General features: G+C 69.5%; 27 protein-coding genes and 1 tRNA gene. 8 read left to right on the top strand and 20 right to left on the bottom strand.

Going from position 1 to position 23,838, the window contains the following annotated elements; all coding sequences use genetic code 11:
* Positions 1-115 precede the first annotated feature (115 nt).
* Positions 116-189: transfer RNA gene (locus tag ABZ898_RS23410), tRNA-Gly, on the top strand.
* A gap of 50 nt (positions 190-239) precedes the next feature.
* Here ABZ898_RS23410 and ABZ898_RS23405 read toward each other — a convergent pair.
* The 13 genes from ABZ898_RS23405 to ABZ898_RS23345 all read right to left on the bottom strand — a co-directional run bounded on the left by ABZ898_RS23405 (position 240) and on the right by ABZ898_RS23345 (position 7,892).
* A complete protein-coding gene (locus ABZ898_RS23405; protein ID WP_361662135.1) occupies positions 240-1,409 on the bottom strand; it encodes a tyrosine-type recombinase/integrase in 1,170 nt (389 codons plus the stop codon).
* Positions 1,409-1,600 carry a helix-turn-helix domain-containing protein gene (locus ABZ898_RS23400; protein ID WP_361662133.1) on the bottom strand — a complete coding sequence of 64 codons (192 nt, stop codon included), beginning with the start codon at positions 1,598-1,600 and terminating at the stop codon, positions 1,409-1,411. Before ABZ898_RS23400 ends, ABZ898_RS23405 begins: the two co-directional genes overlap by 1 nt.
* Positions 1,594-2,994: a replication initiator protein RepSA gene (repSA, locus tag ABZ898_RS23395; RefSeq protein ID WP_361662130.1), complete on the bottom strand. Its 1,401-nt coding sequence runs from the start codon at positions 2,992-2,994 to the stop codon at positions 1,594-1,596. The genes ABZ898_RS23400 and repSA overlap by 7 nt, the downstream gene beginning before the upstream one ends.
* Positions 2,991-3,815, bottom strand: a complete 825-nt coding sequence (locus ABZ898_RS23390) for a phosphoadenosine phosphosulfate reductase (protein WP_361662127.1) — start codon at positions 3,813-3,815, stop codon at positions 2,991-2,993. The genes repSA and ABZ898_RS23390 overlap by 4 nt, the downstream gene beginning before the upstream one ends.
* Positions 3,812-3,982, bottom strand: coding sequence for a hypothetical protein (locus ABZ898_RS23385; protein WP_361662124.1), 171 nt, complete (start codon positions 3,980-3,982; stop codon positions 3,812-3,814). The genes ABZ898_RS23390 and ABZ898_RS23385 overlap by 4 nt, the downstream gene beginning before the upstream one ends.
* 5 nt (positions 3,983-3,987) lie before the next feature.
* A complete protein-coding gene (locus tag ABZ898_RS23380) occupies positions 3,988-4,170 on the bottom strand; it encodes a hypothetical protein (RefSeq protein ID WP_361662121.1) in 183 nt (60 codons plus the stop codon).
* Positions 4,171-4,260: 90 nt separating this feature from the next.
* A complete protein-coding gene (locus ABZ898_RS23375; RefSeq protein WP_361662118.1) occupies positions 4,261-4,809 on the bottom strand; it encodes a GGDEF domain-containing protein in 549 nt (182 codons plus the stop codon).
* Positions 4,810-4,814: 5 nt separating this feature from the next.
* Positions 4,815-5,129, bottom strand: coding sequence for a SpdD protein (locus ABZ898_RS23370; protein ID WP_361662115.1), 315 nt, complete (start codon positions 5,127-5,129; stop codon positions 4,815-4,817).
* 15 nt (positions 5,130-5,144) lie between these two features.
* Entirely contained in the window at positions 5,145-5,333 is a 189-nt protein-coding gene (locus tag ABZ898_RS23365) for a mobile element transfer protein (protein WP_361662112.1), read from the bottom strand.
* 22 nt (positions 5,334-5,355) lie between these two features.
* Positions 5,356-6,024 (bottom strand): DUF2637 domain-containing protein, encoded by a 669-nt coding sequence (locus ABZ898_RS23360; RefSeq protein ID WP_361662109.1) that lies wholly within the window; start codon positions 6,022-6,024, stop codon positions 5,356-5,358.
* 5 nt (positions 6,025-6,029) lie between these two features.
* Positions 6,030-6,206, bottom strand: a complete 177-nt coding sequence (locus tag ABZ898_RS23355) for a hypothetical protein (protein WP_361662106.1) — start codon at positions 6,204-6,206, stop codon at positions 6,030-6,032.
* Between the two features lie 13 nt (positions 6,207-6,219).
* A complete protein-coding gene (locus tag ABZ898_RS23350) occupies positions 6,220-7,560 on the bottom strand; it encodes an FtsK/SpoIIIE domain-containing protein (protein WP_361662103.1) in 1,341 nt (446 codons plus the stop codon).
* 2 nt (positions 7,561-7,562) lie between these two features.
* Positions 7,563-7,892: a hypothetical protein gene (locus tag ABZ898_RS23345; RefSeq protein WP_355191149.1), complete on the bottom strand. Its 330-nt coding sequence runs from the start codon at positions 7,890-7,892 to the stop codon at positions 7,563-7,565.
* Positions 7,893-8,082: 190 nt separating this feature from the next.
* Here ABZ898_RS23345 and ABZ898_RS23340 point away from each other — a divergent pair, with 190 nt between their 5' ends.
* Entirely contained in the window at positions 8,083-8,841 is a 759-nt protein-coding gene (locus tag ABZ898_RS23340; protein ID WP_361662100.1) for a GntR family transcriptional regulator, read from the top strand.
* Here the strand turns inward: ABZ898_RS23340 and ABZ898_RS23335 are convergent, their stop codons facing one another.
* Both ABZ898_RS23335 and ABZ898_RS23330 read right to left on the bottom strand, forming a co-directional pair.
* Positions 8,842-9,459, bottom strand: coding sequence for a nuclease-related domain-containing protein (locus tag ABZ898_RS23335; protein WP_361662097.1), 618 nt, complete (start codon positions 9,457-9,459; stop codon positions 8,842-8,844). It lies immediately after the preceding gene.
* 536 nt (positions 9,460-9,995) lie between these two features.
* The gene (locus tag ABZ898_RS23330) at positions 9,996-11,492 is read right to left on the bottom strand and encodes a hypothetical protein (RefSeq protein WP_361662094.1); all 1,497 of its coding nucleotides are present in this window, start codon (positions 11,490-11,492) and stop codon (positions 9,996-9,998) included.
* A 434-nt stretch (positions 11,493-11,926) separates the two neighbouring features.
* Between ABZ898_RS23330 and ABZ898_RS23325 the strand changes: the two genes are divergently transcribed.
* Complete coding sequence (locus ABZ898_RS23325; protein WP_361662091.1) at positions 11,927-12,865, top strand: restriction endonuclease; 939 nt, start codon at positions 11,927-11,929, stop codon at positions 12,863-12,865.
* Positions 12,866-13,234: 369 nt separating this feature from the next.
* Here ABZ898_RS23325 and ABZ898_RS23320 read toward each other — a convergent pair whose 3' ends face one another.
* Positions 13,235-13,633, bottom strand: a complete 399-nt coding sequence (locus tag ABZ898_RS23320) for a PIN domain-containing protein (protein ID WP_361662088.1) — start codon at positions 13,631-13,633, stop codon at positions 13,235-13,237.
* The gene (locus tag ABZ898_RS23315) at positions 13,630-13,911 is read right to left on the bottom strand and encodes a hypothetical protein (RefSeq protein ID WP_361662085.1); all 282 of its coding nucleotides are present in this window, start codon (positions 13,909-13,911) and stop codon (positions 13,630-13,632) included. Before ABZ898_RS23315 ends, ABZ898_RS23320 begins: the two co-directional genes overlap by 4 nt.
* A gap of 123 nt (positions 13,912-14,034) precedes the next feature.
* Between ABZ898_RS23315 and ABZ898_RS23310 the strand changes: the two genes are divergently transcribed.
* From ABZ898_RS23310 to ABZ898_RS23300, 3 genes are read left to right on the top strand one after another with little or no spacing between them, the layout of a single operon-like run.
* Positions 14,035-16,233 (top strand): MMPL family transporter, encoded by a 2,199-nt coding sequence (locus ABZ898_RS23310; protein ID WP_361662082.1) that lies wholly within the window; start codon positions 14,035-14,037, stop codon positions 16,231-16,233.
* A gap of 5 nt (positions 16,234-16,238) precedes the next feature.
* Positions 16,239-17,453, top strand: a complete 1,215-nt coding sequence (locus ABZ898_RS23305) for a sensor histidine kinase (protein ID WP_361662079.1) — start codon at positions 16,239-16,241, stop codon at positions 17,451-17,453.
* Positions 17,450-18,145 carry a response regulator transcription factor gene (locus ABZ898_RS23300; RefSeq protein ID WP_361662076.1) on the top strand — a complete coding sequence of 232 codons (696 nt, stop codon included), beginning with the start codon at positions 17,450-17,452 and terminating at the stop codon, positions 18,143-18,145. Before ABZ898_RS23305 ends, ABZ898_RS23300 begins: the two co-directional genes overlap by 4 nt.
* Before the next feature lie 39 nt (positions 18,146-18,184).
* Here ABZ898_RS23300 and ABZ898_RS23295 read toward each other — a convergent pair whose 3' ends face one another.
* Positions 18,185-19,501 carry a helix-turn-helix domain-containing protein gene (locus ABZ898_RS23295; protein WP_361662073.1) on the bottom strand — a complete coding sequence of 439 codons (1,317 nt, stop codon included), beginning with the start codon at positions 19,499-19,501 and terminating at the stop codon, positions 18,185-18,187.
* Positions 19,502-19,731: 230 nt separating this feature from the next.
* On the opposite strand from ABZ898_RS23295, the gene ABZ898_RS23290 reads away from it, so the two are divergent.
* Both ABZ898_RS23290 and ABZ898_RS23285 read left to right on the top strand, forming a co-directional pair.
* The gene (locus ABZ898_RS23290) at positions 19,732-20,259 is read left to right on the top strand and encodes a DUF4232 domain-containing protein (protein ID WP_361662070.1); all 528 of its coding nucleotides are present in this window, start codon (positions 19,732-19,734) and stop codon (positions 20,257-20,259) included.
* A gap of 134 nt (positions 20,260-20,393) precedes the next feature.
* Positions 20,394-21,152 carry a polysaccharide deacetylase family protein gene (locus tag ABZ898_RS23285; RefSeq protein WP_361662328.1) on the top strand — a complete coding sequence of 253 codons (759 nt, stop codon included), beginning with the start codon at positions 20,394-20,396 and terminating at the stop codon, positions 21,150-21,152.
* A gap of 28 nt (positions 21,153-21,180) precedes the next feature.
* On the opposite strand, the gene ABZ898_RS23280 is transcribed toward ABZ898_RS23285, so the two are convergent.
* Together ABZ898_RS23280 and ABZ898_RS23275 are read right to left on the bottom strand one after the other, a co-directional pair.
* A complete protein-coding gene (locus ABZ898_RS23280; protein WP_361662325.1) occupies positions 21,181-22,470 on the bottom strand; it encodes a DUF5933 domain-containing protein in 1,290 nt (429 codons plus the stop codon).
* Between the two features lie 290 nt (positions 22,471-22,760).
* A complete protein-coding gene (locus ABZ898_RS23275) occupies positions 22,761-23,804 on the bottom strand; it encodes an LPXTG cell wall anchor domain-containing protein (RefSeq protein WP_361662067.1) in 1,044 nt (347 codons plus the stop codon).
* Between the last annotated feature and the right edge of the window lie 34 nt (positions 23,805-23,838).

The following is a 23,838-nucleotide window of genomic DNA, read 5'->3' as shown; positions in this document are numbered from 1 at the left end:
GTACGCCTCAACTCACCCCTCCCACCCCGAGGGTCGGACACGCCCGCACGGCCATGGGGTACAGTGAGCGGGCGTTCGGACATCGACTGCGACTCGGTCAATATGTCCGTATTGCGCGGGTGTAGTTTAATGGTAGAACATCAGCTTCCCAAGCTGAGAGCGCGAGTTCGATTCTCGTCACCCGCTCCATGAAGAAGGCCCAGGTCATCGACCGGGGCCTTTTTGCTGTTCGGTTCCTCTCAGTCGTCGCGTGCCACATCCGTGCCAGAAGCTTGATCGTTCGCTTTCCGTGCCACAGCCCGGCGAGCCTTCCGCACACTGCGGTCCAGCATCCCGGCAACCTCCTGCTGCCGCGCGTCCTCGGAGTGCTGGTAGCGCATCGCGGCCTTCTCCGACGACTGGCCAGCCCGCGTCATCGTGTCCTTGAGCGTGGCACCCGAACGGGTCGAGAGGGTGTGCCCGGTGTGCCGCAGGTCGTAGAAGCGGAAGTGGTCGGGCAGCCCGACGACCGCACGAGCCTTGCGCCAGTACCGGCCGAAGGTGCTGCGCCGGAAGGGGGCACCGCGTTCTCCGACGAAGACCAGCCCATCGGGCCCTTCCTCGGCGAAGGACTCCATATGCCACACCACCTCGCGCTCAAGGAACGAGGGCAGGTGGATCGTGCGCACGCCGGCTTCCGACTTGGTGTCGCCCGGAGCGCGCCGGCCGTTCGTCCGCTCTGGTTCAGCAACCCGGATGGTGACCTTCAGGGCGTCGAGATCAACGTCACGGCGGCGGAGCCCGGCCAATTCCTCCGGTCGAGTGGGGCCGTACGCCCCGAGGTAGACCATGAGGCGCCACCGCACACCGATGGCATCGGCCAGAGCGTCAACCTGGGCGACGGTCGCAGTGGGGCGCTCCTTGGCTTTCTCAGCGCCGGCGCCCTTGATGCGGCAGGGATTTCGGCGGATCAACTCGTCATCCACTGCGGTCTCCATGACCGCCTTGAGCAGCCGGTACGCCTTCGCGGTCGCGGTCCTCGCGCCGGTACGGAGACGTTCCGTACGCCAGGCCCGGACGCGGGGAGGGGTGATCTCATCCAGGTTGTCATCACCGAAAGTCGGCAGGAGGTGGGCGTCGAGCAGGTACCGGTACAGGTCGACGGTGAGGACGCCTAGTTCGCGGTCCTCGACCCACTTGTCGGCGTAGGCGCGGAAGTTGACCGCCCCTGCATCAGGGTCTCGCCAATCACCCTTGCGCACCTCGGTCTGCTTCTCGGCAAGCCAGTCGTCCGCCTCGGTCGTGGTGGCGAACGTCCGAGGCGCCGGCCGCATCACGCCATCCGGTCCGGGATACCGGGCCTGGAACCGGCCGGAGGGAAGCCGCCTGATCGCTCCGAACCGACGACGCCGGCCCCTGCTGTTCGCCATTACGCAGCCCTCCTCACCGGAACGGTGCGCGAGGCGATGTACTGCTTGACCACCGATTCCGCGATGAAGACCCTTCGACGGTCTTTGACGTACTCGATCCGCCGTTCCTCGATCAGGCGCCGTACGTAGCGCTCGCCTCCAAGCACCTCAGCGACCTCCCGCACGGTGAGCAGTCGATCCACGGTCACCACTCCCCCTCGGAGTTCGGGTCGGGCATGTCGCTCAGGGCCTCGCGGGCGGCCTCGCGGTTGTGCTGGATGTCCCGGCGGATGTTGGCGGCGAGCCAGGATTCGCCGGGGGTGTGGCCGTGGCCGGCGTAGGCCCAGTGGGCGAGCGTGAGGGTGGTGGCCTCTTCCTCGGTATCGGGGTCGGGGAGGCCGAGGGCGGTGCGTTGCTGTGCGGCGCGGTAGTCGGCGCGGGTCTGGCGGAGGGCGCCGAGGGTGGTGGAGTAGCTGCGGGACTTGGTGGAGAAGTGACCTCGGAAGCCGAGCATGTGCGCCCAGTCCCGCAACTTCCGCTCGGGGTAGAGCGGGTGGAGGTCTAGGCATGCGGCGATGAGCCGGGCCGGGTGCTCGGGCACATCGAGCAGGGCCAGGGCTTCCTTGTTGCCGATCCGGCGGTCCACGGTGCCGGTGGTCTCGGCGGCTTTGGTGGCGTACTTGGCGACGTAGGAGGCCACGGCCTGTTCGGTGATCTCGGCCCCGTCCCCGAACGCATGGATCGGGCGCACGTCGATCTGCTCACCCCACCGCAGGGTCCGGGCCGGCTGGTCCCCGGCCGGGTCCACATCGACCGCGACGCGGGCGGCGGCGGCCCCGATCGCTGCGTCGAGGAGTTCGCCCGTGGCCCAGGCCGGGGGCGGGTCGTCGGGGCCGGTCGGTCCGTCGAAGCGGATCACCACGTGGAAGTGCACGGCCCCGCGCTTCTGGTACTCGGCGACCTTGCCGAAGGAGACGCGGGACTCTTCCTTGGCGGCTTTCTGGGTGAGCCCGGCCATGCGGGCGATCTCGCGGCGGAGGTAGATCGTGAAGTAGCGCCACAGGTCGGAGGCGTGGTTGTTCCACAGCACCGCCCCCGCGTAGTCATAGTCGTCCGGGTTGAGCGGCGTGCCCAGCTCCGGGGCGTGCTCATCGTGGCGGGTGCCGCAGCGGCAGGGCCGGTTGCCCGGCCGGTTGTGGACCGGGCCGAACGACGGGGCGGTCAGGGTGGCGAACACCCGCGGGTGATCCCGGATCGTCGTCGGGGTGCCCTTTCCCGGGTCTCCGACGAGGCCGGCGCGGATCAGGTGGTAGGTGTCGCCGGCGTAGGTCCAGGCGCAAGCCGGACAGCGCGAGGCACGCCGATTCCCGCACGCCAGACGGAGCACGCCGCCGGGCTCGGTTTCGGTCGAGTAGTGGTGCAGCACGTGGCCCGTGGCCTTGTCGCGGGTGACAGTCGTCCCGGTAAGGCGGATGGGGTCGGTGCAGCCGCCGGTGCGGCGGATCTGGTCTTGGATGCGGTCGAAGCCGGTGGACCCGGCCAGCCTCAGCACGTCGGTGAGGGTGGCCGGGTCCAGGCCCGCCGCAAGGGCGGGGGCGTGGGTCACGTGAAGCACCGCCCGGAATCACACAGTGCGGTCTCGTCCCACTCGTCGAAGAGGGTGTCCCAGCCGTCCGGGATGGCTCGGTCGAGGGGCTTGCCGAAGCGGGTCAGGTAGACGGGGTCCTTGCCGAGGGTCGCGCGGCGTTCGTTGAGGATGGATTCGAGCTGGCAGGAGCGGGCGAACAGCTCAGGTGCGGTGCGTCGCATCTCGCGCCACGTCTCGGGGCGGTGGAAGGGGCAGAAGAAGCACGCCGATTTCGGAGGGACTGGCAGACCCGCGGCCCGGATGACGCGGTGGCAGTCGGTGCGGCGTAGGCCGAGGTCGAGAAGCGGGTAGGTGATCTGCTCGTACGGCTCGCAGCGGCGGTTATTCGCCCGTTGGATCTCATCGACGCTGATCCCGACGCCCACCTTGGCCGGTGATTCAGCGCTGGCTCCAAGTTGCTTGAGCCACTTGCCGATCACCCTGATCTTGAAGTCGGCGGTGCACTGGCGGGTGCCAGGGGCGCCATTGGCCATACGGACCGGGATCGGCAGGGACCGAGAGCCTTCACGGGTCAGCCGACCCCAGAGCGTTTCCGTGCTGCCGTCGCGGCGGATGCGGTGGAGTTCTTCTAGCTGGATGTTGTGGGCGGCGGCGTAGGGCTGGGCGTGCTGACGGAAGTAGTCGAGGGTGCGAGGGTCCTCGGAGTCTTCACCGACGTTGGCGAACAGGAAGACGTCAAAGTCGATGCGACCTTGAGCGGCGAGGACCAGGCAGGCTACCGACTGGACACCGCCACCGAAGCTGAAGACTCGGAGCTGGCCCGAGTTCCCGGCCGTCATCGGGCTTCACCCTGCTCGGTGTGGGCGTCGATCCACTTCTCGGCGCACACCTTGTGGACGGGCTTGCCACGGTCGGAACGGAGCGGGGTGGGCTTGGTGCAGAGGACGCAGGGCTTGTCGCCGCTGTGGTCGAAGTGCTCCGGGGAGCGCCAGTCGAGGAGGGCCACGGCGGTCACTTCCCGGCGCGGGCGAGGCGGGCGGCGGGGGTGCGGTGGCCGGTGCCCTGGCAGGTCGGGCAGAGCACGGTGAGCGTGGCGCGGGTGCCGTCCGGAGTGCGGGTGCCGGTGGTGATGACGACCGCGGCGAAGCCGTCGCAGTCGCGGCACAGGCGCGGGGCAGGGGTGTGCTGGGGCATGATGGTGCTTCCCTTCCGGGTCCTTTGGATCTGGGATGTGGGCCCCCGGAGCGGCGGAGACTTGGCGGTTGAGGCCGCTCCGGGGGTTGGTCAGTGCTGGGTGTTGCGCCTGCTGTGGCCCTTGACCGCGTACATCGACCTGTCGGCGGCGGAGAGTGCGTCGGTGAGGGTGGGGACCGGCAGGTCCGCGCGGTGACAGCGTCCGACCGACGCGGAGACCGGCAGCACCTCGCCGTGGTGGTGGACCGGGCGGTCCAGGGCGGCCCGCAGGGCGTGAAGCCCGGTGGTGTGCGTCGGGTCGGTGACGATGGCGACGAATTCGTCTCCGCCGATCCGGGCGGCGATGCCGTGGCGTCCCACCCAGTCGTTCAGCCGGCGGGCGGTCGCGGTGAGTACCGCGTCTCCGGAGGCGTGGCCGTGCTGGTCGTTGATGGCCTTGAAGTCGTCCAGGTCGACCAGGGCAACGAGGGCGTTGGGGTGCCGGTCGAGGAGGCGTTCGGCGCGGGCGGTCCAGCCGGCGCGGGTGTGCAGGCCGGTGAGGGGGTCGCGGCGGGCGCCGGCCAGGCGGCGGGCGAGGACGCTGCCGTGCACGGCCCAGCCGAGGGCCGGTAACGCGGCGCCGACGAGGGTGAAGTCCATCCCGCTCACCGGCCGTTGCGGGAGTCGTTGAGCAGGGAGCGGAGGACCACGGCGCAGATCGCGACGGAGACGCCCGTGATGGCCACAGCGAGCAGCATGGAGACCAGGACGGTGCCGACGATGAGGACCACGGCGGTCCCGCCGCCGACGAGGACGAGGGTGCTGCCGGGGGTGAGCTGGATGGTCGGCCGGTTCGACGCCGGGACCGGGGTGACCGGGGCCGGGGTGGTCATGGCCGGCACGGTCGAGGACGCCGTGGAGGCCGTGGTGGGCGTCGGGGTAGGGGCGTGGTCGGAGGGCGGGTACTTGGGGGTGAGCATCGGGGTGTTCTCCTGTCAGGGGTTGCAGCGGTGGGTGCGGGCGGCGAGTTCGGCGGCGGAGCGGTCGGCGTAGTCGGTGGAGAAGCCGCAGCCGGGGGCGGAGCAGGCGACGGTGTGGCGGTTGCGGCCACGGCCGTCGTGGTAGGTGGCGACGGTGACCGGGCCGAAGCGGCGCACGTCACGGAACCGGCGGTACACACTCACGGGATCAACCTCCCTTTCCGGATCAGGTGAGTTCGAGTTGTGCGGCGATGGCCTGGCAGGTCGGCCCGGGAAGCCCGAGCCGGGCGGTGAGCGTGTCCGCGGTGATCGGCTCACCGGTGGTCTTGCGGTGGGCGTCCGCGATGGAGCGGGCGTGCTCGACCAAGGCCGCCGGGACCGCGGGAACCGGAGCGGACGGCTTGACCGGCGCGGGGGCCAGCTCCGCAGGAGTGGACGCGGGGGCCGGGACCGGTGCAGTGTCGGTGCGGTGCAACTCGACTTCCGGCACTGCCAACTCAGGCTCCAGAGGCGGGGCTTCGGCAGCGGCCGTCGAGGCGGGGGTGTGGACGAGGAGGGTGCCGCCGAGGAAGGCGAGCGCGGGCCAGCCGGCGACCAGGATGCGCAGCCAGTCCGGCACATGGGCGAGGTCGAGCAGACCGGCCGTGGCGACGTTGGCGCCCAGGGAGGCGGCGAGCGCGATGGCGAACCAGGTCCACGAGGCCCCGTCCCGGCCGATCCGGAGCCGACGCCAGGCAGCGACCAAGAGCAGGTCGACGGAGATCGGGTAGGCCCATGCCTTCCAGCCGGACTGCCCGGCAGCGGCGGCCAGATCATGCAGGTGAGCGAAGGACAGAGCCCCGGCGATCACGGCCTGAACGAGAACGGCGTCAGGGCGGCGGACAGGACGGTTCACGGCGCTCACTCCCCGTCCGGTGCTTCACCGGTGCCCAGGCAGGTCAGACAGAAGGCGGCCTGCCGATCCTTGGTGGCGCGGCCCTTGCGGGCGCCGACGCGCACGGTCTCGGCGATGTCCCCGTTGCCGGAGCAGTCTGGGCAAGCCGCGGGCTTCGGCGGGGTCTTCTTGCGCGTGGCCATGACGTGCCCCCTCTCAGTCCGTGACCGGGAACGGCTTGACCAGCGACGGACCCGAAGCCGGAACGCTCGCCGGACTGTGGGGCCGGTAGGGGTCGAGGGCGGGGAAGTCAGGCACGAGATGCGCGAACTCCCGGCAGACCGCAGCCGCTTCGGCACGAGTGGTGTGTGGGGTGCGGATCTTCGTCCAGCCTCCGGAGGCGTCGGCGGCCACGGCGGTGCCGGGACGTTCGGCGGGGATGAGGGAGGCGGTCAGCACGGCGTCCGGGGCCACGTCCGCCAAGCCCATTTCGGCGGTCTGCTTGTCGTTGACCCGATGCACCACACGCCCGGTGAGCTGGGCACGAAGCATGGTCGCGCCACGTCCGAGTTCGGAGCCGAAGCGCTGCCCGCATACCTCCAGGTGAATGCCGACCGCGCGTGCCATCTGGGCGAGGCGGATCAACGCGGTGACGATCCGCTCCCGTCGCTCCTCGTCCTTCTTGGAGGAGATCAAGAACAGCTCTGCCACCTCGTCCACCAGCACGATCACGGGCACGGGGCGTAAGCCGGCGGGCAGGTCCCACACGTCGGAGACGCCGTGCAGGCTGAGCAGGTCGAACCGGGACTCCATCTCGCCCACCAGCACGTTCAGCAGGGAGGCGGAGTCGTCCGGGGTGGTCGCCAGCGCCGACAGCCGAGTCGCGTAGGCGGACTGCTCGACGCCGCGCTTGCAGTCGATCCCGACCAGGGCCACCGGCAGCTTCGCCAGTCCCTTGATCAGGTTGCGCTGATAGACCGACTTCCCGGAGTTGTTCGCCCCGAGGGTCAGGGCCATAGGGATCTGGCGGTAGTCCCGCATGAACGCGGTCCCGTCCTCCCGCAGCGCCACCGGCACGGCCAGTCCCTCAGGGCGGGCCCGGCGCGGCATCCGGACCCGGCGCAGCACGTCGTAGCCGGTCATGCGGAGTTCGACGTGGCCGGGCTTGGTCTCCGTGGCGGTCACCGAGTGGACACCCCAGGCGTGGCGGAGCCGTTCCGAGGCGGCCACCAGGTCGGCCGGTTCCATGCCGGCGGGAAGGCGGAGGGTCACCCGCAGTCCGGTGGAGGTGCCCCGGACGTGGCGGACCTTCGGCGGGACGGGCTGCACCTCGGTGTGGGCGATGTTCCGCGCCAGGAAGGCCCGCAGGCGGGACGGCTGAACCGTCAGCCCGCACACGTCCATCGTGGAGCGGTAGGTGAAGGAGAACCGGCCCCAGGTGACCGGCAGCCCGACCAGCGACCAGTACACGCGCGGCGCGTACACCTTCGCGTAGCCGAGACCGCCGGCCCCCGCTAATGCTCCCGTGGTCTCCAGGACCGTGGACAGGTCGGTCATGATCAGACCGCCGGGGTGATTGCCACGGCGCGGAACGAGATCCCGTGCCGCTTCTGGCCGTTGAACTCGTTCTCCCAGTCCCGCGCCTTCAGCCCCACGACCCGGACCGGGGTACCCGGTGCCAGACCCTCCGGGCAACCGGTCTCCGGGACGGTCACCTGGTAGAGGTTCCCCTCACCCTCGTCCGAGACCAGCAGACCCACGGTCGACATGTCCGCACCGGTCTCCCGGTCCACGGCCCGCTCCCCGGTCTTCTTGTTCACCATCTTGGGCTCCGGCGCGGTCGCCACGAACACCACAGCGGACGAAAGGTCGATCTTGAACGACGGCATAGAGCACATCCCTCGCTCTTGGAAGCCGCCCTACGCGGCCTCTCTAGACATCTTCAGCATGGGGGCACCTGTCTAGAGATGTCAAGCAGGATGTATAGAGATGTTGGTCGAGCTAGATCGCGGTCACACGCACAGAGCGGGTGGCCTAGCCATGGCCTAGGCTGTCTAGAGAAGAGAGGAGGGCTCCCGAATGGCGAACACCGACGACGATCGTCGGCCGAAGTACCAGCGGATCGCGGACTCCCTGCGCGAGGCGATCCAGTCGGGCGAGTACGGTCCGGGTGATCGGCTTCCGGGAGAGAACGAGCTGATGGCCGCGCACGGCGTGGCCCGTATGACCGCTCGGCAAGCGCTGAGCGTGCTCCGTGACGAGGGTGCGGTCGAGGCCCGCAAGGGTGCCGGCGTATTCGTCCGGGACTTCAGGCCGCTTCGGCGTCGAGGCATCCAGCGGTTGTCCCAGAAGCAGTGGGGCAGCGGCCGGTCGATCTGGTCCGCCGACACGGAGAACCGCGACCTTGAAGTCGATCAGGTCACGGTGTGCGAAGAGGTGGCGCCGGATCATGTCAGCGCCGTTCTGGATCTCGGCGATGACGAGCGGGTGTGCGTCAGGCGTCGACGCTTCGTCCTCGACGGCAAGCCCGTCCTGCTCGCAACGAGCTACCTGCCCATGTCGCTGGTCGCCGGTTCCGCGATCACCCAGGCAGACACGGGGCCGGGCGGCACCTACGCCAGGCTTGCCGAACTGGGATACAAGCCGGTGCACTTCCGCGAGGAGGTCCGCTCCCGCATGCCGTCGAAGGACGAGACTTCCCGGCTGAGTATGTCCTCGGGCACGCCGGCCATCCTGATCTGCCGCACCGCGTTCGCGGACGAAGGGCGCCCCGTCGAGATCAACGAGATGACGCTCGACGCCGCCTCGTACATCCTGGAGTACGACTTCGACGCTTGATCAGCCGGACCAGGTGCGCCGCTGCCTTGCCACATCGTAGATGTGCGCCACCTGATCGGTCGTAAGCGTCGGTGTCAGCCCAGACAGCACCCTGTCCAGATGCTCGACCTCCAGGACGAGGACCGGCGGATTGGCGCCCTTGACGCGCAGCTTCGCCGCGTCCACGACGGAGATCACAGGTCGCACGGGCACCTCGAATCCACAGGGCGTGGACAAGGTGCGGCAGACCTTGCGCGCCTCGGACTGGCTGGCAGCGATGTGCTTGGTGGAGGCGCCGTTCACGGTGACGGCTCGGTCTCCGTACCAGAGGGTCTTGCCCGGATGCCGTTTCGAGTTGATGGCGAAGACGCCGGCGGGACCGATGGCTAGGTGGTCGATGTCCGTACCGGTGGCCCACTGGACAGAGTGCAGGGTGAGCCAGCCGTGGCTACGAAGCCTTCGGAGCCGTCTGGCGGTGCGCTGCTCACCCTTGAGCCCAGAGGCCCAGGAGTAGATGTCCGTACCGGGGCGCCATCGGTCGATCAGTCTCAGTATCGGGTTCGGCTGTAGCTCCCGGATCTTGCGGCGCACCGCATCGCCCGGCCGGTTCCGTGCCAAGTCATCCGGCAACGATTGCACCCTGCCCCCTTGCGCGTGCCTGCCCTGACTATCAGGCCACCACGGAGGCGGCATCCCTGCCCAGACCGGGACCAGCCACGAGTTGTTACAGGTTTCTCTACCTCATCAAGCCCCGGCTGCGCTCCGCTCCGCCGGGCGCGCTCCCGGCTCCGCCGCGGGCGGCGCTCCTGCCTTCGGCCCGCTCTGCCCGCACTGCGCCGACGCGCGCCCTAGTGCGGACAGGGCCGGAGGTCATGAGTCGATCACCGCATAGGTCGGGCCACGGTCAAGACGATGCCTCCGGCGGGGGATCGGCCGGCACCGGGATGGAGGGGGCGCCGTCGCCGGCCGCGGGCACGTTGGAGCATGCGTGGGGAGCTTCCGTCCCATCCACCGTCGACCCAGGCAAAGCCGAGCAGACGCGGCCCAGGGCGTCCAGGTCGTTCGTACAGTAGCGCGCTCCACCTGGACGCCCTGAACCACGCCCGCTCCACGGTGTGTGGGTCGACGGCGGACGGGACGGAAGCGGGCTGGAGTGGGCTGAGCCGAGCGCCGACCTAGCCGTGCAGTTGCTTCAACCTCTCATGCAGCAACGGATAGTCGGACACGGGACGACTAGGTGGGGCAGTTTCGAGATTTTCGAAGTCGACTGGTTCAGGATTCACTGCGGCCACAACGTCGGCCACCAGCCTCTTAAGATCCTCGTCATCGAGAGCAACGACGTATCCACGACCGTCGCTGGCTGTGTCTCGACAGCGACGAAGGAAAAGATCCTTATCCTTGAATGAACGGCAGGCCAAGATGCCGAACTGTCCACGTAGAGTCGAAAATCGAGAAGAGAGTTGATCTAGCTCAGGGTTGGTGACATCTTTGCCGTAATTCTTGCATTCGACAAAAACGTACCGGCTCTGAATGCGGTGGCGAGTGAGATACCTGAAGAATCCGTCTCGCGCCGTATTCGTGTACGAGATGTCGATCCTTTTGCGTCCGTCATGGATGTTGCTCTCCTTGTCAGACATGGAGAGCGAAGGGTAGAAGATCGCAGTCAGCAAGGACTCTACGGCATCGTGATAGCGCGTCGCGTCGGGCTTGCCGGACGGTACGGCCAATACGGCTTCCAGCAGTTGTTCGTAGTCAGGCATCGGCGTGGCTGACGTAAGAGACAATTCTTCATGGGAGAGAGGCTGCGGGGCAACCTGCCTCTTGATTGCCCGGTAGTGTTCATACACGGATGGCCGCTTTAGCGTCTCACGCGTGACGTCAGGCTTTGTGCTGCCATATTTTTCCGCGATCAGCTTTTTGGTGACCCTCACTTTCCGGCGCGAACGCACCGTCTCCGCAAGCCCCCTCAGGGCCACCTTGGCCTCTTCCTCCTGGAGTACCGGAACCAGGTGATTCCGGTAGTACTCGTTGCGGGACATGTGCATAGAGCGCCGAACGATCATCTTTGGCACAAGGAGTAGCTTGTTGCCATCAGGGACCGGAAGTTGAGTGTAGCCATTCTCCCACTCCAGAGTGGTGGGATTCCAGACCGGGCCACTGACTACATCCTCTTCCAAGGGGATGTTGAAAATATCCGCCATCTGCTGAGTATAGGCAATCAAGGGGCCACGGATGATATTAGTGGTCACGTCGGAGACGATGTCCATATCGACACCATCAATGAAGAAGGCGGTGTCTTCAAGATCCTGAATTAGCCCTGACTTCGCAGCCTCACTTTCCGCGAGTTTTTGCGCGAAGGCGGCTCCCATTTTACTTCCGAAACCCCTGCCCGCACTCGGGCCGCGCGAGATGCCAAGGTGTGTCTCGTTGGGCTCACGAAGCTGGCTAAGCAGAGAGACCGTTCGCCGCTTATCGTTCGACCGAACAGAGTCAAGGACGCTATCGAAGAAGGTTTCGAGCATTTTCAGGCATTGCTTGCCCCAGTCGTCTTCAAGGTAACGGATAGACCCAGGGTCTACGTATACCTGAATATCGTTCACCGTGTCGACGTCAACAAAATCCAGCGTCCCCTGGGTCCGCCCCAGCCGGTAATACTCAGAAACACGCGCCATAACTGCCCCCTACCCTAGATGAACTGTCCACCCCTGCGCATTCTCGCTGGGCCGGCCCACGCTGTAAAGCGTGCATCTCCGCGTGACACGACCACCACGCAGCGATGTTATTACCCGCCACTGACAATCGCCCGGCAGTGGAACGGTATTCGCTCTCGTGTTCGGTTTATTTCAGAGACTGTCGCCGCCCTTGCTCCACGACGTCGAAGGCCGACGCCTAGGGCAGCACAGAGGCCCACCTCCCGCGCTCAGCATCCCCGGCCTCGACCAGGAGGAGCGAAAGTCCATTTATGGGGGCGTCTGGTGATGAAGTGGACTTACTGCTCGCCTGCCACGCATCCGAATCGGATGCCAAAATTTGGCATCCGATTCCCATGTGCGTATCATGCTTACGAAGATCGCGCTCAAGACGCGGCAGCTTTCGAAGGAGGCACATGAGCGGGACGGCAGAGGAAGCCGTGGAGTGGCAGCTCAAGCCTGGCGATCAGATCGAACGCAAGGCACTACACAGCGAGTTCGGGGGGCGGACGCAGGGAGGCATCGGGCCGTCAGCCAAGACGCCTAACGTCTTCGTGTTCACGGACCCCGTGGCCGGCGAGAAGCACGGCTACTACGACGACTGGATGCCCGACGGCCGCTTCCACTACAGCGGAGAAGGCCAGTACGGCGACCAACGGATGATCTCCGGCAACGCCAGCATCCTGAACCATCAGACCGAAGGACGCGCGCTGCGCGTCTTCCAGGGTGCCCGCGGAACGGTCACCTACCGCGGCGAGTTCACCATCGACCAGGAGAATCCCTGGTACTCGGCAGACGCTCCCGAGACCAACGACGGCCCTCTTCGCAAGGTCATTGTCTTCCGGCTCAATCCTGTAGACGCCACGCCGCAGGAGCCCGCTACCAAGCTCGGCCGGCTTCTCGTCTCGCAACCCAACCAGGTAGACGACCTCCCCTTGGAGCGGAACGAGAACGAGACCACGTTCGTCAACCCAAACCAGGAGCCCTACGAGGCCGATCGCAAGGAAGCCCGCCTCGTCAAGGCATTCGCCGACTACCTGACCAGCAACGGCCACCAGTCCGGCCGGCAGCGCATCCTGCCCCCCGGCGAGAGCCGCCCGCTCTTCACCGACCTCCACGCCAAGGGGCTGGGCCTCCTGGTCGAGGCAAAGGGCAGCGTCACCCGCGAGAACATCCGCATGGCCATTGGCCAGCTAGCGGACTACAGCAGGTTCGTCGATCACACGATTCGCGCCATCCTGCTTCCCTCGCAGCCTCGGGGTGACCTCCTGGCTCTGGCCAAGGCGCAGGACTGCGCCGTGATCTGGCCCAAGGACGAGGGGTTCGTCAGCACCAACCCCAAAGCACTCCCCTAACCGCGGCCGAGCCCGCAAGGCAGTATCGCAACCTCAGCAACCGCCGGCGTCCGCGCTCTCCAAAGCCCTATAGCAACCGGTATGACCAACACCGGCCGATCCACATAAAGCTACGGATCAAAACCTCCCCGTGCCACACCCGTGCCAGATCATGCGGGGAAGTACAGGGAATGGCGGGGAGCCGCGTCGCCGGCCAGACCAGCTCTGTCGCCGCTCCACCGCAGTTCACGTTGGCAACGCACAGGTGGATGACCGGAGCTTCCCAAGCTGAGAGCGCGAGTTCGATTCTCGTCACCCGCTCCGTGCGAAACCCCCGGTCAGATGCCCGGGGGTTTCTTGTTGTCCAGACCGTCGGACCGGTTTCCCGGCTCAGATCTTCTCCGCGCTCACGCGCGAATGCCCGGCAGTGAGCAGGCCGATGTCTTCCACATCGGACGTCAGAATCGTCACCCGGCCCGGATGCCGCAGGGCGGTCGCGCACAGCATGGCGTCGATGGCGTACTTGTGGCCGTGCAGCCCCGCCGCGCGCAGCAGAGCGGCAGCGGACTGCGCGACGGCGTGGGTCACCGGCTCGACGGCCAGACGGGACAGGGTCCACTTCAGCGCGGCGTCGTTGATCTTCGGGTGGATCACCTCGACCAGCACGGCGGCCGAGGTGATCACCGGCAGGTCCGCGTCGCGAGCCGCCGTCAGCCACTCGTGGATCTCCCGATCACGCCGCACGGCCTTCGCCAGGCCCTCGCTGTCCAGGACCAGGACACCGCTCACGCGGCCGTACCGGCCTGTGAACCGCCGCCGGTCAGCCGCGCCCGCTTGGCCGCCACGGCCTCGGGATCGGCCGGGCCGTGCACCTCGTCGAAGCCCGCGATCAGCTCGTTCAGGTTGTCCCGCTCGATCTGCCGCTGGGCCGCCTTCTCCAGGTAGGCCGAGACACCCCGCTTGCCGACCCGCTCGCGGATCGCGTACAGAGTCCCGGCGGTCAGGGTGACGGAGATGCCACTGGCAGGGCCGTCGCCGGGCACGAAGTCCACATCGTCGTCAGTCACGGTTCGAGTATGGCATTCGAAATGGCATAGCGGGCGCGTACGGGTTTGTCCACCGACCGGTGGACCCCAGGTTCAACCGGTCGCCTCTGTCCGGCTGCCGGCCCGGCTCGCGAGGCTGTGGGTATGGACTCATTCACTGTGCGTACGGCGCGCTGGAGTGCCCGGCATCCCTGGTGGGCGATCGGCGGATGGCTGGTGTTCGTGGTGCTGTGCGTGGGGATCGGCGGTGCCGTCGGGACGAACAGCGCGAAGACGGCGGACTACCGGGTCGGCGAGGCCGGGCGGGCCGAGGCGCTGGCCGCCGAGGGGCACCTGGAGCGCAGACCCACCGAGCAGGTGCTGATATCCGCCAGGTCGGGGACCCTCGACCTGGACGCGGCACGGGACGCCGCCCGAGACCTCACCGCCCGGGCCGGGCGCCTGCCCGACGTGGCAGGGGTGGCCGCCCCCCGGCTCTCCGCCGACCGCGGCACCCTCATGGTGGAGGTGGCGATCACGGGGGAGGAGCGGGACGCCAAGGACAAGGTCGGCTCGCTGGTGGCGCAGACCGAGCGGGTGCGGCGGGACCATCCAGGCCTGCTGCTCCAGGAGACGGGCAGTCCGTCGATCAGCAAGGGGGTCGACCGGCAGCGCGGTGACGATCTGGCTCTCTCCGAGGCGATCACCCTGCCGGTCACCCTGGTCACCCTGCTGGCCGTGTTCGGGTCGGTCACCATGGCCGGGGTGCCGCTGCTGCTCGCGCTGTCGTCGATCGCGGCGGCGGTCGGGCTCTCCATGGTCGCCTCGCACGTCTCCCCGGACGCGGGGGTCGGTACGAACGTCATCCTGATGATCGGCCTCGCGGTCGGCGTCGACTACACGCTCTTCTATCTGAAGCGTGAGCGCGAGGAGCGGGCCCGTTCCGGCGGCCGGCTCGGCTCGCAGGCCCTGGTGGAGATCGCGGCGGCGACGTCGGGGCGGGCGGTGGTGGTGTCCGGGCTCGCGGTGGTCGCCTCCACCGCGACGCTGTACCTGGCCTCCGACGTGATCTTCTCCTCCCTGGCGACCGGCACCATCGTGGTCGTCCTGGTCGCGGTGGCCAGCTCGCTCACGGCGCTGCCCGCGCTCCTGGCCGGCCTCGGGCGGCGGGCGGAACGGGCGGCGGCACGGCGGGCACGGCGCGGGAAGCCCGCCCGCCCGGTGCGGGGCCAGGGCGGCGGCGGCCGGGTGTGGGCCGCGATGCTGCGGCCCGCGACCCGGCATCCCCTGGCCACCCTGTGCCTGTCCGTGCTCGCCCTGCTCGCGCTCGCCGCGCCGCTGGGCGGACTGCGGATCACGGAGATGAGCCGCGACACGCACTCCCGCGACATCCCCGCCATGCGGGTGTACGACCGGCTCAACGAGGCTTTTCCCGAGCAGCGGGTGACCCACCAGGTCGTCGTCCGCGCCGACGCCTCGCACGCCGCCGAGGTCGGCCCGGCCCTGCGCGAGGTGGCCCGGCGGGCCGTTGCGGACCCGCTGTTCGCCGGTGCGTCGGAGATCCGGACGTCCCCGGACGGCCGGACCGGCGCGCTGGAGCTGAGGGTGCCGTACCTCGGTGACTCCGAGCGGGCGTCCGACTCCCTGAAGCGTCTGCGGAACGATCTCCTGCCGGCCACCGTGGGCCGGATCGACGGCGCCGAGTACGGCGTGAGCGGTGATGTCGCCCGCTACGCCGACTATCCCGCCCACCAGAACGGCAAACTCCCGCTGGTCCTGGCCGCGTTGCTCCTGGTGACCTTCGCGATGACGGTGTACGCCTTCCGCTCGGTGGTGCTCGGCCTGCTCGGTGTCGTACTGAACCTGCTGTCGGCCGCGGCGGCACTGGGGCTGCTCGTCGCGGTGTTCCAGGGGACCTGGGCCGAGGGACTGCTGAACTTCCGCTCCACCGGGTCGATCGGGTCCCGCGTCCCGCTCTTCCTCCTGGTCATCCTCTTCGGGCTCTCGATGGACTACCAGGTGTTCGTGGTGAGCCGGATCAGGGAGTCCGTGTCCGCGGGTGTCCCCACCCGGCAGGCGGTGCTCGACGGAGTCCGCGCCTCGGCGAGCGTGGTGACCAGTGCCGCTCTCGTGATGACCACCGTCTTCGCCGGCTTCGTGTTCCTGCACATCATCGAGATGAAACAGATCGGCTTCGTCCTGGCGACGGCCGTACTGCTCGACGCCTTCCTGGTCCGGATCCTGGTGCTGCCGTCGGCGATGCTGCTGCTGGGGGAGGCGAGCTGGTGGCCCTCCCGGCCAGGACCGGTGGCGGACGTGACGCGGAAAGAGGCCGCCGACCCCGCCGGGGCCGACGTACGTTGACCGGCATGACCGCTCTCGCCGGGCCCACCGCCGACGCCTTCTGGGCGACGTCCCTGCGCCGCTGGAACACGGTGTGCTGGGTGCTGTTCGCCGTCATGGCCGTCGGCCTCGCGGCCATCGACCGGCCCGGCGGGAGCAAGTACGCGGCGCTCGCCCTGCTCGGCGGCGTGATGCTGTCCTACGCGGTCCTCGACCGCTTCCCGCACAACCCCGTCGTACGGCCGCACGTGTACCTCTCGGTGCTGGCGGTGGCCGTCGGCGGCCTCGCGTACCTGCGCGGCAACTACGCGGCGCTGTTCATGGTCACGCTGCCGCACTACTGGATGTTCGGGCGGACCCCGAGGGCCTCCATGGGGTTCCTCGGGCTCGCCACGGCGGGCACCCTGGCCGGGAGCGTCCTGCGGCAGGACGGCTGGTCGGTCGAGTTCTTCACCGAGACCCTCGTGTCCACGCTGATCGTCGTCGCCGTGGGCGTGCTGATCGGGCTGTGGGCGCACGCGGTGGTGGCGCAGAGCGCGGAACGGGCCCGGCTCATCGTCGAGTTGGAGCGGACCCAGGCGAAGCTGGCCGAGGCGCACCAGCGCCAGGGGGCGGCGGACGAGCGGGAACGGATGGCGCGGGACATCCACGACACCCTCGCGCAGGGCTTCGCCTCCATCATCGTGCTCGCGGAGGCCGCACGCGCCGGACTCGGCACCGAACCCGTGCGCAGCGCACAGCAGTTGAGGTCGATCGAGTCCACGGCCCGCGAGAACCTGGCCGAGGCGAGGGCACTGGTCGGCTCGTCCCGGCTGCCGGACCGGGCGGCCGCCGGGTCGCTGGCGCAGATGCTGCGCCGGACCCTGGACCGTTTCGCGGAGGACACCGGTCTCGCCGTCGAAGCCGAACTGGCGGACCCGGTCTGCGATCAGCAGACCCGGATCGCGTTGTTGCGCTGCACCCAGGAGTCGCTGGCCAACGTGCGCAAGCACGCACGCGCGTCCACGGTCGGCGTGGTCCTGGTGCGGCAGGCGTACGGGGTGGAACTGGAGATCACCGACGACGGGACCGGATTCGTGGTGGAGGAGTCCGTGGGCTTCGGTCTGGACGGGATGCGCAAACGGCTGACGGAGCTGGGCGGGAGACTGACGGTGACCAGTTCGGTGGGCGACGGGACGCGCGTACTGGCGTCGCTTCCCCTGACCTCCCCCGCGACCGTGGAGAGCGGGGCCGGGGCATGACCGGCGAGCGGCGGGCGGAGGGGAGCGGCACGGCGGTCCGGATCATCGTCGTGGACGACCACACGGTCATGCGCGCCGGGGTCGTGGCCCTGCTCGGCTCCGGGACGGGCGCCGGGACCGGCATCGAGATCGTCGGCGAGGCGGGCGACGGCCGCGCGGCCCTCGCACTCGTCGAGCGGTACGACCCCGACGTCGCCCTGGTCGACCTCCGGATGCCGGTGCTCGACGGAGTGGCGACGACGGCCGGGATCGTGGCGCGTTTTCCCCGCACCCGGGTGCTGATCCTGACGACGTACGACACCGACGCGGACATCGGACGCGGAGTGGAGGCCGGGGCGATCGGCTACCTGCTCAAGGACACCACCCGGGAGCAGCTGGTGGACGCCGTGCACGCGGCGGCCCGCGGCGAGACGGTGCTCGCGCCCCGGGTCGCCGAGCGGCTCGTCGCCCGGATGCGGCAGCCCGCCCAGGCACCGCTCACGGCCCGTGAGACGGACGTGCTGAACGCGGTGGCGGACGGTCTGACCAACGCGGAGATCGGGCGGCGGCTCGTCATCTCCGAGGCCACGGTCAAGACCCACCTGCTCCGCCTGTTCGCCAAGCTCGACGTGAACGACCGGACGAGGGCGGTGGTGGTGGCGATGGAGAGGGGGGTGCTGCGCCGGGCGTCCGGCGGGAAGGACTCCCCGTGACGCCGCCCGGCCCTCCGGCGAGGCGATCCGACGCGCCCCTCAGCCCCCGCTGTTCCGGTACCACTTCGTCCCGCCCAGCAGGAACTCGTACACCGGCCGCCTCCGGCTCCCGCTCGTGCGGAACGCCCTGCCGTGGTCGCTGATGCGGATCGTGCCCTGGCGGCCGCCGCTGTTCCACTGGAGGTCCACGTACCACCGCACGTCGTGGGTGTCGGCGTGGGCGGTGATGTAGAGGACCTCGGGGTCGGTGCGGCTGACCTTGTACGGGAAGCCGCGCTGACCCGCCTTCGGCGTGATGACGGGGTGTCCGGCGTCGAGGTCGGTGTCGAACGACCTCGTCTCCACGCCCCCGCCACAGCCCGAGGAGCCCAGGTACGCGTTCCAGGCCGGGGGCGTGCTGGAGCCGGCCACGCCCACGTGCATGGACTCGATGACGACCGTCTCGTCCCCGGTGCCCTGCACGGTCAGCGCCACCCGCTGCTCGTCGGCGGCGACGGCGCCGTTCGCCGCCACCCAGCCCGGCACGTCCTGGCCCATCACCGGCGGGCCGACCTGGGCGGGCGGCCGGTCGATCAGGTACTTCGCCTCGCACTGCGGGTCGTCCCAGCCGTAGGTGCGGGTGCTCACCGTGAGGGGGACCCCGACGGACTCCGGGGCGGGGGCCCGGGTGGTGGCTCCGGCCGACGGCTCGGTGGCAGAGGGCGAGGAAGGGGAGGCCGGGGGGCTGCTGCTCGGCTTCCGGGACGGCTCGGCGGACGCCGACGGGTGGGGTGCGGACCGCACGGACGCGGAGGCGGCGGGAGTCGTCGGCCGTCCGTCCGCCGTCGTCCCCGTGCCCTCCAGGTCCACCGCGAGCGCGGTGGACACGACGACGACCACGGCGACGCCCGCCGACACCAGTACCCACCGCTTGCGGCGCCCGGGAACCCGTCCGGCCGCGGGCCGGGCCGGGACCGCGTCGGGCGCGGTGGGAAGCGAGGGTGTGGCCGGCACGGTCACGTCCGCAGACGTCCGCACCGGGTCCGGTGCCTCGTCCGGTACGGAGGCCGGCTCGGAACCCGGCACAGAATCCGCTGCCGCGTCCACCGCCCCCCGCCGCCCGCGCTCCCGTGCCGCGTCCGCCAGGACCCACCGCCGGTGCAGCTCGACCAGCTCGTCCGGTGTCGCCTTGCACAGGCGGGCGAAGCGGGAGAGGACCGCGTAGTCGGCCGGTACCCCGTCGCCCCGGCAGTACCGGTGCAGCGTCGAGGTGCTCATGTGCGCGCGCTTGGCCAGGGCCTCGTAACTCAGCCCGGACCGCTGCTTCAACTCCCGTAAGAGCGAAGCGAAATCGGCGATGTCCTCAGCCGCCCCCACCGGTCCCCCATTCCGTTCGGCATCCCAGGGTGGTCACGTTTCCCCAGGTCAGAGCCGGTGCAGGCATCCCAGCGTCCCGTAACTCCCTTTGGAATGGCGGGTGGGACGCGGTGTGGCACAGGCTTGGGTCATCCAAGCACGGCGGCCCACCGCACCAGGTGACGGCCCCTGCCCGGCTCCCCTCGTACGGAGCCGTGTGATCCCGTATCGACAGACAAGGCATTCCACTCATGCGTATCGCCACCCGCTCCGTGTCCCGCGCCACCGCCTCCTCCCTGGTGGCCGTCGCCGCACTCGCCCTGCTCGGCGTCCAGGCCGGCACGGCCACCGCCGCCACCACGGCCACCTGCACCACGGCGAACACCAAGCTGACCGTCACCGAGGTGTCCCGCCCGGTCAACCACCTGCTGCTGAAGGCCACCAACACCGGTACGCAGACCTGCTACGCGTACTACGCCCCCGTCCTGCGGGCCGGCGCCGACGCGCAGGCCCCGGTGGCGTGGGTCGAGGACAGCAAGCCGCAGGCCGTGGTGACCCTCAAGCCCGGCCAGTCCGCCTACGCCGGCATCGGGACGTACTCCCCCGACGGCGAGGGCGGCGGCACCGAGAAGACCCTGGGCGTCTTCTTCACCGACCGCGACGCGGGCGGGACCGGCAAGGAGTCGACGCTGAACCTGCCGAACGGCGGCACCTACTTCAACAGCGCCGCCGCCGTCACCTACTGGCAGGACAACGCGGCGGACGCCCTCACCTGGTAGGGGCGTTGTCCGGGAACCTCCCCGGAATCGTCAGCGATCGGTAACACACGTATCCCATGGCCCCCGCCCGCCGTCCTGACAAGTGGTCGCAGGGCGGCCGGGCGGTCGGGCAGGGCGAGAGAGCGGGGGCGGACATGGCGCGGCACAGCGGGACGCGGGGCTGGTACGGCAAGGTGGCCGGAGCGGCCCTCGGGGTGACGATGCTCGCGGTCGGGGCCTCGATATGGACGGCGCAGGCGGGGACCGTGAGCGGGCCTTTGCCGAAGGCGGCGAAGAGCAGCGTGAAGGCGGTGGACGTGACCATCGCGCACGCCTCCGACCAGGGCGCGCGCGGCGTCAACATCACCATCGACGACGGCCCCGACCCCACGTGGACGCCCCAAGTGCTCGACGTGCTGAAGGAGTACGGGGTGAAGGCCACCTTCTGCATGGTCGGCACCCAGGCGCAGGCGCACCCCGACCTCGTGAAGCGGGTGGTGGCCGCCGGGCACCGGCTCTGCGACCACACGGTGTCGCACGACACCACCATGGACAAGAAGCCCGTGGCGTACCAGTCGCGGCAGATCCTCGACGCCGAGCGCATGATCACCGAGGCGTCCGGGGGCGTACGGCCCATGTACTACCGCGCCCCCGGCGGCGCCTTCACCCCCGCCAGCCGCAAGCTCGCCGCGTCGCGGGGCATGCGCCCGCTGGGCTGGAACGTGGACACCAAGGACTTCGAACTGCCGGGCACGGAAGCCATCGTCGCCACCGTCGAGAACGAACTGCCCAACGGTCCGACCCTGTTGTTCCACGACGCGGGCGGCGACCGCTCCCAGACCGTCGAGGCCCTGCGCCGCGTACTGCCCCGGCTGAAGGAGCAGGGACACACCTTCGGCTTTCCCGTGCGCTGAGCGCCCGTGAGCCTGCGGGCGGAGCGCCTCACGCCGGTTCGAGTCGCGGTTCCGGTCGCGGCGCCGGGGGCACGGAGGTCGGTTCCCAACGGCTCGTGGTCCGTACGTAACCGTGGATCACCGTGGCCAGCGCCAGGAGCAGGAGAGGGCCGGCCACCCAGGGGTGATGGGCCATCTGCACCGGCAGGTAGCGGACCGAGAGCAGGATCGCGGTGAAGACCGCCACGCCTCCGAAGACCAGCCGGACGGCGGGGCGCTCCCAGCCGTGGTCGAAGGAGCGCAGGGCGGTCTCGATCGTGAGCGTGAAGACCACCCCGGCGATGAGGTCGACGCCGTAGTGGTAGCCGAAGCCCAGGGTCGCCGCGAGGGTGGCGATCAGCCAGAACGTCCCCGCGGAGCGCAGGAAGCGCGAGGCCCCGCGGGAGTGGATGAAGATCGCGGTGGCCCATGCCGTGTGCAGGCTGGGCATGCAGTTGCGGGGCGTGATCATGTCGTACACCACGGGATGCGGGGTGCCGACCGGCGGCGGGGTGTGCGGCCACAGCTCGGCGACCGCCCAGTTCGCGCTTCCCGTGCCGAACGCGCCGGTGCCGTAGGCGAAGACGGGCCCGACGACGGGGTAGATCATGTAGACGGCCGGTCCGAGCATGCCTATCACCAGGAACGTACGCACCAGGTGGTGGCGCGGGAAGCGGCGCTCGCTCGCCACGTTGCGGAGCTGGTACAGCGCGACGACGACCGCGGCCACGGCGAGCTGACCGTAGACCGCGTGCAGGACATGGGCGCCGGCCCAGCCCGTGGCCTCGACGACGCGGCCCGCCACCCATGACGGGTTGCCCAGCGCGTGATCGGCGGCGGCCACGTACGGGTCGAGCACCTGCGGGCGGGACCTGGCCGTGATCAGCAGCCAGGTGTCGCCCGTCTTGCGGCCGATCACCAGCAGCAGGCCCAGGCCGACTCCCTTGAGCAGCAGGACCCGTTCCCGGCCCGTGCGGCGGGTGAGCGCGACGACGCCGCAGCCCAGCATCGCCCACAGCGCGCCGTTGCCGAAGGGGTAGCCCTCGGTCCCCCCGAAGTCGAACGCCCAGCGCGCCAGCGCCAGCACGACGTCGATGCCGGCCGCGACGCCGAGCGCGGCGAAGCGCTGCCGCCAGGTGAGCACCACCATCGTCAGGGCCAGGCCGGCGTACAGCAGCGCCGCGGACTTGGGGCGGTACGCCACGTCGGCCACCAGGTTGGTGAGCGGGCCGGGCAGGCCGTAGCGGCGTGTGGTCATCTCCAGCACGGCGAAGAACCCGAGCGCCGTCACACCCGCCACGGCCCAGAGTGCCGCCCGTGGCAGGCGGCCCGCGGTGGACGCGGTGGGCGTGGTGGAGGCGGTGGGCGTGGTGGCGCCGGATATTCGTGAAGACCCCCGTGACAGCATGCGCCTCAACTTATCGGCACAGGGCATGGAAAAGCGCCCCTATGAACAGAACTGATCAACAACGGGCGGACCTGGGCGGAGTGAGAGACGCGGACAGGCCCGGACGGGGAAACCGTCCGGGCCTGTCCGATGACGCCGGGGGGGGTGGGTGGTCACCGCCCCGGTGCTCGTCCTGGTCCTCGTCAGACCGCCACGTTCCCGCCCTCGGTGCGGCGGCGCCGCACGACGAACACCGCGCCGACGCCGAGCGCGACCGCCGCGCCGCCCGCGAGGGCGATGACCGGGAGGGCCGAACCGGCGCCGGTCTCGGCGAGGTGGCCCTGCGGGACGATCTCGGTGTCACCGGCGGGCTTGGTGGTGGGCAGCGGCTTGCTGCCGCCCTGGGGCTTGGGGGTGGAGTCGTCGACCGGACCGGCGGAAGTGCCCGCGGCGAGGATGTCGAACTCGTAGAAGGCGTCGTCCGAGGCGTAGACGCAGTTGCCCTTGTCGTCCGCGTAGGAGCCGATGCTGATGGCGAAGCCCATGCCGGCGGGGGCCTTCTTGTCGACGGCCACACGCAGGTCGATGGAGAACGACTCCTTGGCCTTCACGTCGGTGTAGCCGAGGTAGCCGGCGGCGTCGTCGTCCAGGGCCACGGAGATGTCGTTCCACTCACCGGTGGACGGGTCCTGGTACTGGAGGGTGAGGTGGCCGGTGGCGTCGGAGAAGTCGTCGTCGACCGCCCCGGCGAAGACACCGAGGTCGACGCGCTTGTAGGAGTGGCTGCCGGAGTTCTTGACGTTCAGCTTGAAGCCGTGGAAGCCACTGCCCGCGACGATCTTCGACGGCAGCCCGGAGAGGCTGGTGTGCAGATCGTCGTCGATCTTCATGTCCTCGCCGTCCTCGCAGTCCTCCGGACCCGCCGGGGCGGACTCGGAAGCGGCCGCGGCGGGCGAGGAGGCGGAGGACGAGGGGGCGACGCCCGCCTTGCCGTCGGGCGCCGACGAGGTGGTCTCACCGGCCGGCGGCGTCGAGGTGTCCGTCGCGGCCGGGGTGGTGGTCTCGGCGGCGGCCGGGGTGGTGGTGACACCTGCCTCGGGCTCCGTCTCACCGCCCGTCGTGACCGACTCGGTGGCGGAAGGCGTCGGCGAGCCCTCCGCCGCCTGCGCGACCGAGGCCGTCATGAGCACGACCGGGGAAAGGACAGCCGTCGCGGCAGCGAGGGCCAGGGAACGACGCAGCTTCATACGAACCTCTGGACGGGAAGGATCAACGTTTTCG

This window comes from Streptomyces sp. NPDC046860, assembly GCF_040645115.1.
In the GTDB taxonomy this organism is placed as follows: domain Bacteria; phylum Actinomycetota; class Actinomycetes; order Streptomycetales; family Streptomycetaceae; genus Streptomyces.
The sequence above is the reverse complement of the archived record's forward strand: the minus strand, read 5'-3'. Positions and strand labels throughout refer to the sequence as shown.

Excerpts from the sequence above, each read along its gene's own strand:
- ABZ898_RS23300 (WP_361662076.1), top strand. The coding sequence starts at position 17,450 with ATGACCGGCGAGCGGCGGGCGGAGGGGAGCGGCACGGCGGTCCGGATC.
- ABZ898_RS23405 (WP_361662135.1), bottom strand. The coding sequence starts at position 1,409 with ATGGCGAACAGCAGGGGCCGGCGTCGTCGGTTCGGAGCGATCAGGCGG.
- ABZ898_RS23285 (WP_361662328.1), top strand. The coding sequence starts at position 20,394 with ATGGCGCGGCACAGCGGGACGCGGGGCTGGTACGGCAAGGTGGCCGGA.
- ABZ898_RS23340 (WP_361662100.1), top strand. The coding sequence starts at position 8,083 with ATGGCGAACACCGACGACGATCGTCGGCCGAAGTACCAGCGGATCGCG.
- ABZ898_RS23275 (WP_361662067.1), bottom strand. The coding sequence starts at position 23,804 with ATGAAGCTGCGTCGTTCCCTGGCCCTCGCTGCCGCGACGGCTGTCCTT.
- ABZ898_RS23345 (WP_355191149.1), bottom strand. The coding sequence starts at position 7,892 with ATGCCGTCGTTCAAGATCGACCTTTCGTCCGCTGTGGTGTTCGTGGCG.
- ABZ898_RS23370 (WP_361662115.1), bottom strand. The coding sequence starts at position 5,129 with ATGCTCACCCCCAAGTACCCGCCCTCCGACCACGCCCCTACCCCGACG.
- ABZ898_RS23355 (WP_361662106.1), bottom strand. The coding sequence starts at position 6,206 with ATGGCCACGCGCAAGAAGACCCCGCCGAAGCCCGCGGCTTGCCCAGAC.
- ABZ898_RS23350 (WP_361662103.1), bottom strand. The coding sequence starts at position 7,560 with ATGACCGACCTGTCCACGGTCCTGGAGACCACGGGAGCATTAGCGGGG.
- ABZ898_RS23325 (WP_361662091.1), top strand. The coding sequence starts at position 11,927 with ATGAGCGGGACGGCAGAGGAAGCCGTGGAGTGGCAGCTCAAGCCTGGC.
- ABZ898_RS23290 (WP_361662070.1), top strand. The coding sequence starts at position 19,732 with ATGCGTATCGCCACCCGCTCCGTGTCCCGCGCCACCGCCTCCTCCCTG.
- ABZ898_RS23375 (WP_361662118.1), bottom strand. The coding sequence starts at position 4,809 with ATGGACTTCACCCTCGTCGGCGCCGCGTTACCGGCCCTCGGCTGGGCC.
- ABZ898_RS23390 (WP_361662127.1), bottom strand. The coding sequence starts at position 3,815 with ATGACGGCCGGGAACTCGGGCCAGCTCCGAGTCTTCAGCTTCGGTGGC.
- ABZ898_RS23330 (WP_361662094.1), bottom strand. The coding sequence starts at position 11,492 with ATGGCGCGTGTTTCTGAGTATTACCGGCTGGGGCGGACCCAGGGGACG.
- ABZ898_RS23305 (WP_361662079.1), top strand. The coding sequence starts at position 16,239 with ATGACCGCTCTCGCCGGGCCCACCGCCGACGCCTTCTGGGCGACGTCC.
- ABZ898_RS23380 (WP_361662121.1), bottom strand. The coding sequence starts at position 4,170 with ATGCCCCAGCACACCCCTGCCCCGCGCCTGTGCCGCGACTGCGACGGC.
- ABZ898_RS23310 (WP_361662082.1), top strand. The coding sequence starts at position 14,035 with ATGGACTCATTCACTGTGCGTACGGCGCGCTGGAGTGCCCGGCATCCC.